This window comes from Frigoriflavimonas asaccharolytica (assembly GCF_013294015.1).
GTDB classification, from domain to species: Bacteria; Bacteroidota; Bacteroidia; order Flavobacteriales; family Weeksellaceae; genus Frigoriflavimonas; species Frigoriflavimonas asaccharolytica.
Genome location: NZ_JABSNO010000038.1, coordinates 1 through 17,435, shown reverse-complemented (window position 1 = coordinate 17,435; position 17,435 = coordinate 1). Strand labels below are relative to the sequence as shown.

The window sequence follows — 17,435 nt, the reverse complement described above, 5'->3', positions numbered from 1 at the left end:
TAAAGATACGTTTTCTTGCAGATATAAACAAACTTTATAACTTCTAAATAACTATTAATCAGTTGTTTAAATAGTTTTTAATGGCTGACTAATTACTATGACTTTCTAAAAGTTGATTTTAAGATCTAAAAAACAATCTATTAGTATACAATCGAGCGAAGTCGAAATCTATTATTGATTATTGACTTCGCTCGATTTTGCAATTGTACTATTTTCTAAATCGGATGGATTTTAAATTAACTGATTTCTCGCTGCGCAAATGTCTCTGACTTCGTACCCACAACAATGAGTAAACAATAATATACAAACATAAAGCACAGCGAGAGTTGTGCTTTATGTTTGATTAGTGATAGAAAGTTGGTTATATTGCAATTGCAAATAGGAATGGATACGAAGTCAGGAGACTTCGCACAGCTGAGTTCGCTATTTCAGATGCTCAATAATCGAATCTAAATTAATATTATGCTTTATAAAATTCTTTCGGATTCTAATATATTCAGCATTATCAAATTTGATTACTGCTCCATCTGCGTTTAAACTATTAAGGTACGAAATACCATCTTCGCCAAATTCTTCTACTACGTGTGCTAATGTATTGCGAATCTTTAAAATTTCGTCTCTGAAATTATTTAATTCAGTTTTTATGGTTTTTAATCCTTCCCGTTTTTGTTCAATTTCAGTCCTTAATTCAGCAGACATTCCTTTTACTGACATTTGAGCTCCGAACTCTTTAATTTTGCCTTTTAAAATGCTATGAATGGCGTCAAAACTGTTTGAAGCAGTTAAGATGTCTTTTTCAATTAAACTCTTTACATCTTTAAAATCAACCTTCTCTAATTCCTCAATGTCGGCTATATGTCTAGTTACTTTTTTAGAGTGTATACTTTTTAGTAGTTCCCCTTTTTGTTCATCAAGAATTTTTTCTGTCTCATTAAAGTAACCCAATAAGACACTTTCAATTTTCTTTTCTAATAGAATTGTTTCTGCAATGACTAAGCCTCTAGTATTATTTACGTCTTGAACTTTCTTGATGGTTGTTTCAATAACCTTTTCGACTTTTTCTTTAAAATTATCATTAGTCCTATCAGCACAATAAACGCCATCAATTTCAAATTTTTTCAATTCTTCCCTTAGTGCTGATTCACCAATAGATGAATAAAAAATAACTTCAGTATAAATTCCTTTATCCCTAATTATATCTAATAATGCAGTTCCTTTTACGTTACTCAGCTTTAAGTCCGATATTATCAAGTCGTATTGAGCAAAATTGATGGTTTCAATATTTGCACCATCAATTTCATTTCTTGGTTCGGGATAGTTGAAGCCAAAGTTTTCGACAATTCTTTTTACAAGTCTGTTTTTAGCCTTAAATGAAGCTGGTTCATCTTCAAACCATAATATTTTGTATCCTAGGTTCATCTCTTTATAGTTATTATGAATTCAGCACCCTCTTTATATTTCTCATTAACTTTAATATCCCACTTGTATGCTTTTAGAATATTACTAATATGAAACAAACCAAGACCAGTACTTTTGGTTGTTGAAAAACCAGGTTTAAATATTTCTTTTATTTCACTGATGCTATTGTGAAATCCAATACCATTATCTTTAAATGTAAATTGAAGAGTTGATTTGTCAATATTTTTAGTTGTAATCGTTAGCTCTTTTGCAGAATGTTTTTTCGCATTATTAATCATATTATCTATTATAATGGAAACATCCAAAGGTCTAAATTGAGTCTCAAAATCGTCTTTTGATAACTGATTGAAAACAACATTGACCTTACTGTTTTTGAAGTAGTTTGAAATCTTATCGACATAATCATTTATAAAATCGGGCAGACTATTTTCTTTAACTGAGTTAAAGTCTTCGAAAATGGCACGCATTCCAAACCTTGATAATGATTCTACCTTACTGTTTTCTAGTGTAAGTTCATCAATAAACTGTTTAAGCTCATCTTCATCAATTCCCTCTCCTAATGAAATCATATTGTGCATTTCATCCAGAATCGAACTGATAGTGTCAGAAACCACAAATACTTGATGATGTAGGTTTGTTACATTTTCTATATCCTGTGCATCAATAGAATTCCGAATTGATAATTGTTCATTCTTTTTTTCAATCTCTGTAGATAGTTCTTCATTTTTAATCAACTTTTCAAAAGCTTCATCCTCAGCTTCATCTTTTGATTTCTTGAGCTTTTCAAGTTTTTTACTTGCCTCCTTTATTTTCTCGAGAACTTCCTTTTTATCGAACTTTTCACTTTCTATTGAAGTAGAAATATTTTTTAATGATTTCTGAACAGATTTTTCGCTTTTTTGTTCGAGAATATCAAGGATATTAGGTGATAGTTCAACAGATTTAATGTTTTTCGAAGAGGAAAGTGATTCTATTAGCTTTATGAGATTTTCATTAACATTTTTTAATTCTTGTTTGTCTCCTTCGCCTTTTGTAAAGCTGTTATTGAAGTTTATAAAATCATCTTCAGATAAAAAATTCCCCCAATCTACAATGTCGATAATGTATTTTTCAATTCTTTTGACATTTTGGTAAAACCAATCAATTAGTTCAAAGTATTCTTTTGTCTTTAAAAGGCCATCACCTCTGCTGGTAGTTTCTCTTAAGTTTTCATTAGGTTCATTAATTCCTATATAGCCAATAACTTCCCTAGTTCCTAGATATCTGGTTCTACCTTGGGCTTTTCTGTTATCCATTTTTAATGGGTCTTCTGACCTATCACCATACGGGTAAATTCGAATCCCATTTTTATAAACGTATATATGACCATAGTTGACAGGCTCAACACCCATTCTTCTTGTAAATGTTGCTTTAGCGGAACGATTTAAATAATAAATTTCGCACTCTACATTTGACAGTTTTTCAAATGGATTGTTTTCATAAATCTTATATACTAACTTGCCTCCTTCAAATAAAGATGTTTGAATTTCTGAAGGATTAGAATCGGAAATATTCGAAACAAGTTTTGTTGTTTTTAAATCTAGAGTTTCAAAAATCAAATTTTGAACTTTGCCGTTTACAATATCATTGTATTCAGAGTTCTCATTATCTTCTTTTAACTCAGCACTGACATCAAGAATTATCTCAAAAACATCTTCTTTCGTTTGAGTATTTGGGTTAATTAATTTGGCCAAGGCATTTTTTAAATCAAGGAATTTTTTCCTATCCCATTGACTTTTTAAATTTGAAATCTCTAAAATAGTTCCGTGGTCGATATTATAGTTACTCTTGGATATTGTTTCGTGAATAACACTAATATTTACAAACTCTTCCTTTAAATTTCCTTCAAATTTATCCCATTCTGTAAGCAAAGTTTCGACCTTTGCTTTCTTTTCATCTTTAATTGTCTCTAGATATAATTCGCCACCTAGCCTATCACAAGAAAATCTCCCAATCCCTTTTGCTCCTGCGTATGCACGTTTTACTTTGATTTTATCCCGATAGTCATAACTATCTTCCTCCGTTCCTTCTTTTTTAGCAGAGTAAGCTACAAAAAGCCATTTGTTAATTAAATCATCATAATTCATTCCTTTACCATTATCTTTAATTATGATTTTGGCAGTATCGGAATAAATATTTTCAAATGTTATTTCAACTTTTGTTGCGTGAGCATCATAAGAATTTTTTACGAGTTCGAATACAGCAATGAAATCATCACTTATTAAGTCACTTCCTATGATGTTCTTTAATGCAGAACTAATTTTAAATTGTAATGGTGTTTTCTGCATTACGATATAAGCTGTTTTAAAACTAAACCTGCTTGTTCACCAAATAATGGTGGAATTGCATTTCCAATTTGTGAATATCTAGGAACCTCCTGTGTTCTTCTTTTTCCTCCAGTTGTATATTTTCCTTTAAACTGATAAGTGTCAGGAAATGATTGAATACGTGCATATTCACGAACTGTCATTATTCTTGGTTCACAGTAATGAATGTAATCATCTGGTAATGTAGTAATAGTAGGTGTAGGTTTGTTTGCTTCTAATATTTTTGTACTACTCTTTTTTAGTTTAAATCTTTCTCTATAAGTTGAGCTAGTTAGTTTTTCGTCTAAAGCAATTTGAAATCTATTCTTAACTACGTCCGTATGTTTTGCAAACCTGTGACTATCTACTTTGCTTTCTTGTTTTTTATATTTTCGTAGGTGTTTTTGATATTTCGATTCTATTTGCCCATAAATACCAGCTTTAAAGTTCGGTGTTTCGGATTCTATTTGCCCATTAGATTGAAGCAAGTCAGAAATTGCATTTTCTAAAGATGGATTTACAGTAAGGTTTTTGTTAATTAAGAAGTTTGCTTTATTGTTTTTAATTTGTTCAAAGAAAGTTTCTTTATTTATGTTTGAATTTTTTTCTACAAATTCATTTTGAATCCCAACTAAAATAAATCGTGTTCTTTTTTGAGGAACTCCATAATCAGCAAAGTTTATAAGATGTCCTTGAACTGTATAACCTTTCTTTTTCAGTTCTTCAATTACATATAATGAGTAAGCTCTTCCTTTTTGGTCGTTCTTTTTAAAACCTTGGGTAAAACCCTTAACATTTTCAAAAAATATTAATTTAGGTTTTACCAAGTCAATAAATTTAATGTAGGAATTGATTAAATCATTTCTAGAGTCATTTTCTATTCTTCTTCCAGCCATTGAAAATCCTTGGCAAGGTGGTCCACCTGCGACTAAATCTATTTTACCTCTTAAAGCGATTAGGTTTTCAGAATGGTCCTCTAAAACTTGATTGATGTCATGATGTTTTTGATCTAACCAACTTGGCCAATCAAAATGCTTTTTCTTTTTAATTAAATTATGTTCAAGAGTCTTGAAAGCATCTTCACTTTTTTCAATTGCAAAAGCACCTTTCCATCCAGCGTTATGTAAACCAAGAGAAAGTCCTCCGCAACCCGAGAACAGGTCTATATATGTTTTAGAGTTGTTCATTTAATCTCTTTCTTTTGTTGAGTATAGTAATTCTCTAATGTCAATATCTAAAACATTAGCAATATTTAATAAATTTTCCAAAGATGGTTGTCTGGCATTAGTACACCATTGCGATATAGTAGATTCATCTTTCTATAGTTTCTCTGCTAACCATTTGTTTTTAGTTCTGGTTTCTGCGAGTGCAACTTTGATTCTATTTATTTCCACTTTAGCCAATTAATTTGTGTTATATGCAAATATATTAACTTATTACTAATAACATTTACATTTCTCAAGATGTTTTTAGTCTAGGTAGCGACGGAAAAGGCAAGCTCTTCTTATTTTATGAGTCACGAGCAAAATAAAATGCGCTTAACAGTGCGGTGAAACTTTTTTCAATTTGCTAGCAACGCCTGCATACCCGCTACAAATATAAAACTAATATTTTTATTACAATAAATGAGAATAACGTTTTTATTTAAAACTTATAGTAGTAAATAGAATTACAATAAGAAAGGCAGAAATTTAAATTTAGAAAATAATCATCTAAGATCCCCAAAATCCCTAGCCCAGATAGCAGTGAAAATCCTTTTGGGAAGGCGTTTTTCAGCCTTGCCAAAAGATTGTAACGGATAGCTGGAAATAGCTCCAAAAAAAAAAGAAGCTTTTGGACCATGTATTCACATTGGTCGCAAAAGCTCCATTTTCAAATTAAATCTTGTATTGCTTATGCAAGCATAGTCATTTTATTCACTGCAAATTCGGCAATAGCATCTTTGGCCGCAGTTTGGAACGCTACATAATGAGGCGTTGCAGAGTGTACAGCAAGTGCCTCTGCATCTTTCCAGTTCTCGTACATTGTAAATGTATTGGCGTCGTCATTGTCTTGAAGGCAGTTGTAGTTGATACAACCCGCTTCTTGAACACTACTGGCAACTAGTTTTAGTAATTCGGTTTTAACCAATTCTCTATTTTCTTCTTTGGCTACAATTTTAGCCACAACAGTTATTTTACTCATGATTTATTTATTTTTATGGTAACAAAATTACATCTTTCAGATGGCTTAATTGCCTACTTTAACATTATGTTATTTTTAAGGTAATACCTTTTTGTTGTAAATATATTAAAACCCTTCCAGAACAATTTTACCTTTTGCTTTTCCTGTTTCCAAGAAGGCATGGGCTTTACGCAAGTTTTCGGCGTTGATGGTTCCGAAATTCTCACCTAAGGTTGTTTTAATGGTTCCGTTGTCAATCAAAGTGGCTACTTCGTTCAAGATATTGTGTTGACCAATCATGTCTTCTGTTTGAAACATCGAACGTGTAAACATAAATTCCCAGTGCGTAGAAACCGATTTCGCTTTGAAAGGCATGATGTTGAACGATTTTGGATCATCAATAAAACCAAATTTTCCTTGTGGTTTAATCACTTTTACAATCTCTTCAGCATGTTGTTCGGTAGCATTTAAGCTTACAATATAATCTGGAGCGGCAAGCTTGTATTTTTCGAATTCTTCGCTCAATTTATTTTGGTGGTTGATTACGGTATCTGCACCCAATTCTTTCAACCAATCCGTCGTTTCTTCACGTGAAGCGGTTCCTACAATTTTTAGTTTTGTCAATTTCTTAGCCAATTGAACCAAAATAGATCCCACACCACCAGCAGCACCAATAACCAAAATTGATTTGTTAGCGTCATCCTTAGCCACTTCTAATCGGTCAAACAACATTTCGTAAGCAGTAAGAGAGGTCAATGGTAAAGCAGCAGCTTCGGCATACGATAAACTTGAAGGTTTTTTACCCACAATGCGCTCGTCTACCACTTGATATTCGGCATAACTTCCTTGGCGTGTGATGTCACCTGCGTACATTACTTCGTCTCCAACTTTAAACAAAGTCACGTTTTCACCCACTTCTTTCACGATTCCGGTAGCATCCCAACCAATGATTTTCCAGTTGTCACCATCTGCAGGCATATTGGCACGTACTTTATAATCAGCAGGGTTTACGGAGATGGCTTTGATTTCGACAAGAATATCTCTTCCAGTTGCTTTAGGCGTTTCTACGGTTACGTCTTGTAGTGATTTTACATTTTCTACAGGTAAATTTTCTTTATATCCAATTGCTTTCATAATTTTATTTTGTTAATTAATTATACTATCATTTTTATAGCAGCAAAAGTAAGTGTAGTAATTGAAACTCACAAGAACGGTCAGAAAGGATAGTAGGTAAAATTTATCATAAGTATAACATTGTCAATATATTATAATTATGAAATTTTACTATAAAAAGTATAGTTGTGAAAATAATTATAGTACTTATGTTTGCACTTTATTTAAATTATTAATTTAATTACTAGGATGCATATAAGTAACGGAACAGAATATCCTTGTTGTGCCAGTTTACCGATGGGATTAATAGGAGGGAAGTGATAAACGGTCATCTTGTTTCATCGAATTGATGGTAAACTTCGCTACAATGAATTAATAAAAAAATACCAACAGTTACCGAACGTACTTTAAGTTTGCAATTAAAAACTTTTGAAGAAGATAATTTAGTAAAAAGAAAAGTGTACACTTCCAAACCACCCTTAAAAGTGGAATATTCGTTAACCGATTTTGGTAAAACTTTAATTCCGGTTATTCAATCTATTGCAGAGTGGGGAGTTCAAACGGTAGAGAATCAGAAAAAATAAGATCTTATTTAGTTCCGTAGAATTTTTTACCAATAAAAAGTACGAAATTACGCTGAATTCTCTTCTGAAAATTGATGGAAGATCTACGCTTTTACAAAGTGATTTCTTTTGATCAGACTTAAATAAACATTAAAATGTTGCGTTGTGAACTTTTAAATTTATAAAACGCTATTTAACAGATTGTTTTGGATAAAAATAAATATTTAAAATAAAAAAAATAAAAAAATTCAGTCCCTGTTTTAGTCCTTAGAAAAGAAAAAAGTCTGTAAATACTAGATTTACAGACTTGTTTGCGGAGAGAGAGGGACTTTGAGCATATCCCAATAGAACCCAATAAACACTCAATTTATTTAAAACCAGCCCTTTATGAAGATTTATATCCCAATAGATAATCATACATCCCAATAGACAATCCCGATTTTAGTCCCTGATTATTGAAACAGGGACTAAAATGTTTTATTAGATTTTAACTATAAATTATTTTTTCATTACTTTTATTCTAACTTTAAATCAAATTCAGTATTTATTCAGTATTGCATTTTAAATTGCTAAAAAATTTCAATGAAAATCTTAATAATAGAAGATGAAGTTCAGTTGAGCAAAAGTATTTTTTCTTATTTAAAAGATGAAAAGTACAGTTGTGATCTGGCAGAAGATTTTGAGTCAGCACAAGAAAAGTTAGAGACATTTGATTATGATTGTATTTTATTAGACATTACTTTGCCCGATGGAAATGGTTTAGAATTACTAAAATTTCTGAAAGAAGAAAATAAATCTGATGGTGTCATCATTATTTCTGCAAAAAATTCTTTGGATGATAAAATTTCAGGATTGCAATTAGGTGCAGATGATTATTTAGCAAAACCATTTCATTTATCGGAACTGGGTGCTCGGATTTCTTCGGTGATTAGACGAAGACAATTTCAAGGAAGTTCAGTAATTAAAATAAATGATTTAGAAATAGATACGGATGCAAAATCTATTTCTGTCAACTCAAAAATGATAGATTTTACGAGAAAAGAATATGATATTTTACTCTATTTAAGCGTAAATAAAAACAAGATTGTTTCCAAAAACGCTATTGCAGAACATATCGCCGAAGATAATATTGATTTCTTTGATAATTTTGATTTCCTTTATGCACACATTAAAAATATAAAGAAGAAATTGGCACATTTTGGTGCGCAAGATTGCATTAAATCGGTGTACGGAATGGGCTATAAAATTGAATCGAAATGAAATCGCCATTACTCTTTTTGGTAAATAAAAGTAATCAAGATAGGCGATTCCATTTGACCTTTAAAAAAATTAAAAAATCCAAATGAAATTAACGCATTACATTTCATACCGTTACATTGGTGTTACCGTTTTGGTAATGCTTATTTCTATTCCTATTTTTTACTTCGTTATCGAAAATGTTTTACAAAATAATTTAGACGAGCAGTTGGAAGAACGCAAATCTTCTGTTGTTGAAAAATTAAAGGAAATGCCTGTGGAAAAGATGGTGTACTTTCAAGATGAAATTACCATCAAAAAAAATCCCAAAAAACTAATAGCAGACAGTATTTATACCCAAGAAATTTACAATGCAAAAGAAGATGAGACAGATTCTTTTCGCACGTTGCAGTTTCCAACCAAGGTAGATGGCACTACTTATAACATTACAATTACAGAATCTTTGGTAGAACGAGAAGATTTGATGAAGAATATTTTGCTAATGTTGATCACTATTTTGCTGATTTTAACAATTACATTATTACTCATCAATACGCACATCCGAGAGAAAATCTGGAAACCATTTTATAAAACCATTGAAGAATTGAAGAATTTTCGGGTTGATGATTTACAAGGTTTAAATTTAGAAAAATCTAATATTAATGAATTTAGTGATTTGAATCAATCTTTAAACGCTTTATCTGCGGTGAATCAAAAGGTTTATCAATCTCAAAAAGAGTTTACAGAAAACGCATCTCACGAATTGCAAACACCATTGGCAATTTTGCAAAATAATGTAGAATTGTTTTGGCAAACTGAAGATATTTCGGAAGAACAAGCCGAAATTTTAGAAAATATTTCTGGTGCAACAAGTAGAATGACGCGATTGAATAAATCCTTGTTATTGCTTTCAAAAATTGAGAATAAACAGTTTAATGATATTCAAGATGTAAATTTGAACCGTTTGGCAGAAGATTTTTTTAAAAATTATCAGGAACAAATTAAATTCAAAAATATTGACCTAAAAACGCAATTGTCCCGATTTTTTATTGTTAAAATAGATGATAGTTTAGCGGAAATTTTAGTAAATAATTTGCTTTTAAATGCTTTGAAATATGCCCCAAAAGACAGTTCTGTAGAATTGCTTTTTACCGAAAATTCAATGTCAATTTCTAACCAATCTAATGGAAATTCTTTAGATGAAACTAAATTATTTAAAAGATTTCAACGCCAAAGCAAACAAGAAAATAGTACAGGTTTAGGTTTAGAAATTGCGCATCAAATAGCAGTTTCTTTTGATTTAAAATTGAATTACGAGTTTAAAAATGAACGACATTTTTTTCATTTAAAGCAATAACACATTAATTCAGATTTTACACAGAATTAAATTTTACTTTTGAACCTTACATCAAGAATTGAAATATAATGCAAAGCCCTTTTAAATATAAAATACTTCTCATTCTGCTTTTCGCATTGATTAATTCTACATTTATCAAAGCACAAAGTGAAAATACACTTGATTATTATTTGGAATCGGCACAACTGAATAATCCCAATTTAAAAGATTTTAATAATCAAATAAAGCTTACAAGCATTGACAGTATAAAATTGCGCCGAGATTTTGGATTTAAAGTAAACGGAATTGCAGATGCTTCCTTTTCGCCACAAATACAAAACTGGGGTTATAATGGGAATTCTACCATCAATGGAAATAATCTTGCACTTTTAGGAAGGGTTTCGCGAGATTTTAGTAGTAAGAAAAACTACAATGCAAAACTGAATTCCTTTTCACTCTCTATTCAGCAATTATTAAATCAGAAAAATTTATCGGTTTTAAATCTCAAAAGAGCCATTACAGAACAATATCTCTTGGCATATGAAAATCAAGAGCAGTTGAAAATTGATACGGAGATTATTCATATTTTTTCACAGGAAGATCTAATTTTAAAAACACTTACTCAAAAATCGGTTTTTCGCCAAACAGATTATCTTACTTTTAAAGTTTCTCAACAACAAATAGAATTGCTTCAGAAACAACATTTAGCAGATTTTCAAAATAATTTTGGCATGCTTCAATATATTTCTGGAAGAGATGAAGTTGAAACTTCCACTTTGCAAAAACCAAATTTAGGTTTGCAAGAATCCCTAAATTTTGACGAAAGTGTTTATTCTCAATCCTTTAAAGCAGACAGTTTAAAATTGGCAAACGATATTCAAATGATTAATTACAATTATCAACCGAAAATTTCTGTATTTGCAGACGGCGGTTATTCTTCGACTTTAATTCAAACGCCATATAAAAACTTTGGTGTAAGCGCAGGAATTTCTTTGAATATTCCCATTTATGATGGGCATCAAAGAGAACTTTCTATCTCTCAAAAGAAAATAGAACTGGAAACAAAAAAAGACTACGCTTCATTTTATTTAAAACAATACAATCAGCAGAAATTGCAAATAAAAAAGCAAATTTCTAACTATCAAAATATGGTAAATCTTGCGGAAAATCAAATGAAATATTCTAAAACTTTGATAGAAGCCCACCTCAAACAATTGCCAACAGGCGATGTGAAAATGGTAGATTTTATTTTGGCAATTACCAATTACACCAACCTGAAAAGCGGACTTTTGCAGTACAAAATGCAGGTTTTGCGTTTAGAAAATCAACTTCAAAATATGATTTTACAATGATAAAAATATTAAAATTAGCACTCATTTTTACAATTGCATTTTCAATTTTTTCTTGCAAAAAAAACGAAAGTCAAACTGCAATTGCGGATGCACCCGTAAATTCTGCAACGCCAGTTTCGGTAGTTTTCCCGACGGATACGCTTTCCATTAATAATTCAGTTTCCATAAATGCAACGGCAACTTATCTTTTAAAATCTGATGTGAAAGCCAATGCAACAGGTTATATCACGAATATGAGAATCAATTTGGGCGATCAAGTTCGGAAAGGTCAATTGTTATTTTCTGTACAGACCAAAGAATCTCGTGCGTTGGGAAATACCATCAATAAATTAGATAAATCTTTCCGTTTTTCGGGTGTTACAACGGTGATTTGTCCAGCAACTGGTTATGTTAATTTATTAAATCATCAAATTGGCGATTATGTGCAGGAAGGCGAAATTTTAGCCGGAATTACAGATTCTTCAAGTTTCGGTTTTGTGATGAATGTTCCCTATGAATACCACGAAATGCTGATCAATAATAAAAATTTAAAAATAAATTTGCCCGATGGAAAATCAATCGATGGACATATTGCAAAATTATTGCCTTCTGTAGATGCGGTTTCTCAAACGCAACAGGTTTTGGTTAAACCAAATGACAACGTTTCTATTCCGGAAAATTTAATAGTAAGTATTGATTTAAAAAATCAGCAGAATGGTATAGGAATTTACGTTCCAAAAAGTGCAGTTTTAACGGATGAAACTCAAACTAAATTTTGGGTGATGAAATTGAAAAATAATGATACAGCTGTAAAAATAGATGTCGTAAAAGGGACTGAAAACGAAAATTATGTGCAGATTATTTCGGGAAATATTTCTTTAAAAGACAAGATTATTTCTACTGGAAATTATGGTTTAGAAAATAATGCAAAAGTAAAAGTTGAGAATTAATTTTTTTAAACACATAAGTTTAATTTAATTTCTGTGAAAAAGTAAACATAAGTGCACATTAGTTTTGAAAAATCTTTGATTTTTATTCTTTTTTGAACTATAATAATTAGAAATATAAATCTTTTAAGCATAAAACTTTTGTGACTTTTGTGGTTAAAAAAACACTCAAAATTTAAATGAAAAAATCTTTCTTTGTAAAATATAAAAGTCCGCTTTTAGTAATGATTTTGTTGTTACTTTTAGGTGGCATATTTTCTTATACCCAAATAAAATCTTCACTTTTTCCGCAAATTACCTTCCCGAAAATAAAAATAATTGCGGAAGCAGGCGAACAGCCAATCGATCAAATGACGGTTGCTGTAACCAGACCTTTGGAAAATGCCGTAAAATTAGTACCAGATTTAAAATTATTAAAAAGTACAACAAGCCGGGGAAGTTGCGAGATTTCTGCGTTTATGGATTGGAATGCAAATATAGATTTGAGCCAACAGCAAATTGAAGCAAAAATTAATGAGATAAAAAATCAACTTCCGCCGAATACAAACATAACGGTAGAAAAAATGAATCCTGCTATTTTGCCAGTGATGGGTTATACTTTAAATTCCACATCGCTTTCGCCAATCGCGTTAAAACAACTCGCACTTTATACCATAAAACCTTTTCTGTCGCAAGTTCCGGGTGTAAGTAATATTGGAATAATTGGTGGAGAAGACAAAGAATTCTGGGCAATTTTGAACCAACAAAAAATGACGCAATTGGGATTAAATCCCCAAGATATTGAAACAGCGCTGAATCAAACCAATTTTATAAAATCCAACGGTTATTCTTCAGATTATAATTTTCTTTATTTAACGTTGACGGATTCGCAAATCACCAATTTAGACCAATTGGCAAATGTAGTTTTGAAAAATAATGAAAATAGAGCCATATATTTTAAAGATATTGCAAAAATTGAAGTTCATAAAGCCAAACAATACATAAAAATAAATGCCAACGGAACGGAAAGCATTTTAATTGCAATAGTGCAACAACCCAACGCAAATGTGGTAGATGTAGGTGCAGCCATGGAAGCAAAAATTGCAGATTTGCAGAAAACTTTGCCCAAAGATGTGGTCATAAAACCTTATTATGTGCAAGCCGATTTTGTAAATAGTTCCATAAAAAGTGTGACAGATGCGCTTTGGATTGGGCTTTTATTGGCAATAGTTGTCGCTATTTTATTTTTAAAATCTTGGAAAGCAAGTGCAACTATATTAATTACAATTCCAGTTACTATTTGTCTTACCTTAATTGTTTTATATGCAACAGGTGCTACTTTTAATATTATGACTTTGGGCGCAATTGCTGCTGCAATTGGTTTAATCATCGATGATGCGATTGTAATTGTAGAACAAATTCATAGAACCCACGAAGAATTTCCCGAAGAAAACAGCAAAACTTTAGTGCAAAAAGCCGTCAATTATTTATTGAAAGCAATGGTCGGTTCATCATTAAGTACAATCGTTATTTTTCTTCCATTTATGTTGATGAGTGGTGTTGCAGGTGCTTATTTTAAAGTAATGACGAACACGATGATCATTACTTTGGTAAGTTCTTTTTTTGTGACTTGGCTTTTGCTTCCAGTAATTTATTTGTTCTTATCTAAAAATAAAACTGAAAAAAAGGAAGAAGTTCACCACGATGTAAAGGAAAGAAAATGGGTTGGATTTTTCATCCGAAAACCTATTTTCTCTTATGTTTTTATGGGGCTTTTGGTTTTGGCAACAGGTTTAATTATCCCAAATATTGCCACAGGCTTTTTGCCCGAAATGGATGAAGGAAGTATCGTTCTGGATTACAATTCGCCACCCGGAACTTCATTAGAAGAAACTGATAGAGAACTTCGTGAAGTTGAAAAAATTATTAAAGCCAATCCACAAGTTGAAGCCTACAGCCGAAGAACAGGAACGCAAATGGGATTTTTCATCACAGAACCCAATCGCGGTGATTATTTAATTAATTTAAAAAAAGACCGAACCAAAACCACGCAGGAAGTTACAGACGAACTTCGAGCAAAAATTGCAACCACTGGTTTGCCATTAACAGTAGATTTCGGGCAAGTTATTACAGATATGCTCGGTGATTTGATGAGTTCTGCGCAACCAATTGAGATTAAAGTTTTTGGAAATGATGTTCCTACTCTTCAAAATTATTCCCAGCAAATTGCAAAAATTGTAGAGAAAACTTCAGGAACTGCCGATGTTTTTGATGGGATTTTAATTGCGGGTCCTTCCATTCAAATTAAACCAAATTTTTCAATTTTGGCGCAATATCAGATTTCGCCCCAGAATTTTCAGTATCAAACTCAAACCATTTTAAGCGGAAATACAGTCGGAGATTTATTTGATAAAAACCAGTTTACGCCAATCAGGATTTTGTATAATAATCAATCCAATGCGTCGCTTCAGCAAATTCAAAATAGTATGATTTCTTTGCCAAACGGACAATTGAAACCGCTGAAAGAATTTGCAAATGTTTCAATTTTGGAAGGTTCTGCGGAAGTGGAAAGAGAAGATTTGCAAAATATGGGTGTTATAACGGCAAGATTAGATAATGGCGATTTGGGTGGTACCATTAAAAAAATTCAGACAGAAATTGATAAAAACATCAAACTTCCTGCAGGTTACAGCGTTTCTTATGGCGGTGCTTATGCGGAACAACAAAAATCTTTCAGCGAATTACTGTTGATTTTATTCGTTTCGAGTTTGCTGGTTTTCACAACTATTTTGTTTCTTTTCAGAAATATAAAAGTCGCTTTTTTAATTTTATTGGTTTCCATTTTAGGAATTTCAGGCAGTTTTATTTTGCTGTTTTTAACCAACACGCCATTAAATGTGGGAAGTTACACAGGATTAATAATGATGGTGGGAATCATCGGCGAAAATGCCATTTTTACTTATTTGCAATTTGAAGAAAGTTTAGAAAAAAAATCAAGAGAAGGTGCAATTATTTATTCAATCAGCACAAGATTACGCCCTAAACTTATGACGGCTTTAGGTGCAATTATCGCATTAATGCCGCTCGCATTAGGAATTGGAACTGGTGCGCAAATGCATCAACCTTTGGCAATTGCCGTAATTGGTGGATTTATTATTGCTTTGCCTTTGCTTTTAATTGTATTTCCTACTTTGCTGAATAAAGTGAATTTTAAAGAAAAGCAAAACCTTTCAGATTCTTAATTATTTAAAGAAATTTCACAAACTTTTTATGAATATTATTTAAAAAAAAATTAAAATTTAAAATGAAAATAATTCAATTCTTAAAAAAGTATTATAAAAATGCATCGGCATATTTATTAGGAGCGATAGTGTTTTTTGCAATTTCATTGTTTACTTTCATTGGAATAACTGATGAGATTGTTTTAGAAAAAGAAACAGGATTTGATGAAACGATTTTTTTATTTTTTAAGAATTTTATTGTTCATCAACGGTTGAATCAAGTGGTAAATACCATCACAGATTTTTCTTCACCAAAATTGATGATGTACCTTTTTCCCATTATAGTGGTCTCTTTCTTTCTATTCAAACTAAAAAGAGAGTCTATATTTCTTTTAATTTCTGGGAGTGGTTCCTTACTTTTATTATCTGCATTTAAAAGAATATTTGAAAGAGCAAGACCACCATATCCTTTGCTATACCCTGAAAACGGATTCAGTTTTCCAAGTGGACATGCGACTTTTAGTTTTGTATTTTATGGTTCGCTTGCTTATTTAGTGTGGGTTGCGAGGTTTCCAAAATACTTAAAAATTTTGATGATGACTTTTTTAATTTTATTATCATTTGCAATTGGAATTAGCAGAATTTATTTAAGAGTTCATTATCCCAGTGATGTGATTGCAGGATTTGCATTAGGATACAGTTGGCTATTTCTAATTATTTTTATATTCAAAAATAAATTTCCTTTAAAACAGTAAATTCAGATTGTCCACAGATTGATGTCGCAGATTTGTATTAGAGATTGACAGAAGTTCAATCCTAAACTTTAATATAAATCAAAATGAAAAAATCAGCAATTGTACTATCAATCATTTTCGCACTTGGTGCAGGAACAGTAACTGCACAACAAATGTCCAAAAAGGACGAAGTTCCTGTAGCAGTAAAAAATGCCTTTAAAAAAGATTATCCACAAGTAAAAAAAGTGAAATGGGATGATGAACATGGCACTTATGAAGCCGAATTTAAAATGGGCAACAAAGATATGTCTGTAACTTACAGCAAATCTGGAATGAAAGAAGAAACCGAAACTTCTTTAAAAGTAACGGAATTACCTAAAAGCGTAATTTCTTATGTTGCTCAAAAAAAATACGGTAAAATAAAAGAAGCCGCAAGAATCGTGAAAGCAGATGGTTCTGTAGTTTACGAAGCAGAAGTGAAAAGCGGCGACCTTTTGTTTAATGAAAACGGAAGTTTCAATAGTTTAAAAATTGAAAAAGACTAATAAATTGTAAAAGCAGTCAATTAATTTTGACTGCTTTTTTTTTAACTTTTAAAACTTTTAATGATGATAAAACCTACTATTTTTTTCCTGTTTTTAATTTCAATTTGTTTGAATTCCCAAACCAAAAAAGATGCAGTCTTGGGAAAATGGATCGCAACCGATAAAAGTGTTGCTGTGCAAGTTTACAGACAAGGCAATGATTATCAAGCAAAAGTTATTTGGTTTGATGAACGTTTGGGAAGCGGAACACCGATGAATACAAGAATAGATACACATAATCCTGATGAAAAATTACGCAGCCGGAAAGTAATAGGAATGGATATTTTAAATGGTTTGAGTTTTAATAATGAAAATGAACGCTGGGAAAATGGTAAGATTTACGATGCGTCAAGTGGTAGAACCTGGGACACGTCAGGCTGTGAAAAAACTCAATTCCCACCTAATTATTCAATTTAATCAACCTTTCAAACCTCAATAAATGCGTTTTGAAGCTGGCTAATTTT

14 protein-coding genes and 1 pseudogene are annotated in these 17,435 nt (G+C 31.4%); 9 read left to right on the top strand and 6 right to left on the bottom strand.

What is annotated here, in order from left to right:
* Positions 1-423: 423 nt before the first annotated feature.
* The 6 genes from HNQ03_RS15320 to HNQ03_RS15295 form a co-directional block, all read right to left on the bottom strand.
* On the bottom strand, positions 424-1,419 hold the full coding sequence (locus tag HNQ03_RS15320) for a response regulator (protein ID WP_173780572.1): 996 nt from the start codon (positions 1,417-1,419) through the stop codon (positions 424-426).
* Complete coding sequence (locus HNQ03_RS15315; protein WP_173780571.1) at positions 1,416-3,746, bottom strand: sensor histidine kinase; 2,331 nt, start codon at positions 3,744-3,746, stop codon at positions 1,416-1,418. The genes HNQ03_RS15320 and HNQ03_RS15315 overlap by 4 nt, the downstream gene beginning before the upstream one ends.
* On the bottom strand, positions 3,746-4,951 hold the full coding sequence (locus HNQ03_RS15310) for a DNA cytosine methyltransferase (protein WP_173780570.1): 1,206 nt from the start codon (positions 4,949-4,951) through the stop codon (positions 3,746-3,748). The genes HNQ03_RS15315 and HNQ03_RS15310 overlap by 1 nt, the downstream gene beginning before the upstream one ends.
* Positions 4,952-5,032, bottom strand: a complete 81-nt coding sequence (locus tag HNQ03_RS16235; protein WP_317170382.1) for a hypothetical protein — start codon at positions 5,030-5,032, stop codon at positions 4,952-4,954.
* Between the two features lie 625 nt (positions 5,033-5,657).
* Positions 5,658-5,948 carry a putative quinol monooxygenase gene (locus HNQ03_RS15300; protein WP_173780569.1) on the bottom strand — a complete coding sequence of 97 codons (291 nt, stop codon included), beginning with the start codon at positions 5,946-5,948 and terminating at the stop codon, positions 5,658-5,660.
* A gap of 105 nt (positions 5,949-6,053) precedes the next feature.
* Positions 6,054-7,061: a zinc-binding alcohol dehydrogenase family protein gene (locus HNQ03_RS15295; RefSeq protein WP_173780568.1), complete on the bottom strand. Its 1,008-nt coding sequence runs from the start codon at positions 7,059-7,061 to the stop codon at positions 6,054-6,056.
* A gap of 228 nt (positions 7,062-7,289) precedes the next feature.
* Here HNQ03_RS15295 and HNQ03_RS15290 point away from each other — a divergent pair.
* The 9 genes and pseudogenes from HNQ03_RS15290 to HNQ03_RS15250 all read left to right on the top strand — a co-directional run bounded on the left by HNQ03_RS15290 (position 7,290) and on the right by HNQ03_RS15250 (position 17,388).
* Positions 7,290-7,624, top strand: a pseudogene (locus HNQ03_RS15290) (winged helix-turn-helix transcriptional regulator).
* Between the two features lie 561 nt (positions 7,625-8,185).
* Positions 8,186-8,863 (top strand): response regulator transcription factor, encoded by a 678-nt coding sequence (locus HNQ03_RS15285; protein ID WP_173780567.1) that lies wholly within the window; start codon positions 8,186-8,188, stop codon positions 8,861-8,863.
* Positions 8,864-8,945: 82 nt separating this feature from the next.
* A complete protein-coding gene (gene porY / locus HNQ03_RS15280) occupies positions 8,946-10,196 on the top strand; it encodes a sensor histidine kinase (RefSeq protein WP_173780566.1) in 1,251 nt (416 codons plus the stop codon).
* Positions 10,197-10,264: 68 nt separating this feature from the next.
* Entirely contained in the window at positions 10,265-11,527 is a 1,263-nt protein-coding gene (locus HNQ03_RS15275; protein ID WP_173780565.1) for a TolC family protein, read from the top strand.
* Positions 11,524-12,456: an efflux RND transporter periplasmic adaptor subunit gene (locus HNQ03_RS15270; RefSeq protein WP_173780564.1), complete on the top strand. Its 933-nt coding sequence runs from the start codon at positions 11,524-11,526 to the stop codon at positions 12,454-12,456. Before HNQ03_RS15275 ends, HNQ03_RS15270 begins: the two co-directional genes overlap by 4 nt.
* A gap of 176 nt (positions 12,457-12,632) precedes the next feature.
* Positions 12,633-15,674, top strand: coding sequence for an efflux RND transporter permease subunit (locus HNQ03_RS15265; protein WP_173780563.1), 3,042 nt, complete (start codon positions 12,633-12,635; stop codon positions 15,672-15,674).
* A gap of 62 nt (positions 15,675-15,736) precedes the next feature.
* The gene (locus HNQ03_RS15260) at positions 15,737-16,408 is read left to right on the top strand and encodes a phosphatase PAP2 family protein (RefSeq protein WP_173780562.1); all 672 of its coding nucleotides are present in this window, start codon (positions 15,737-15,739) and stop codon (positions 16,406-16,408) included.
* Positions 16,409-16,491: 83 nt separating this feature from the next.
* Positions 16,492-16,932, top strand: coding sequence for a PepSY-like domain-containing protein (locus HNQ03_RS15255; protein ID WP_173780561.1), 441 nt, complete (start codon positions 16,492-16,494; stop codon positions 16,930-16,932).
* 108 nt (positions 16,933-17,040) lie between these two features.
* Positions 17,041-17,388 carry a DUF2147 domain-containing protein gene (locus tag HNQ03_RS15250; RefSeq protein ID WP_173780560.1) on the top strand — a complete coding sequence of 116 codons (348 nt, stop codon included), beginning with the start codon at positions 17,041-17,043 and terminating at the stop codon, positions 17,386-17,388.
* Positions 17,389-17,435: the final 47 nt, after the last annotated feature.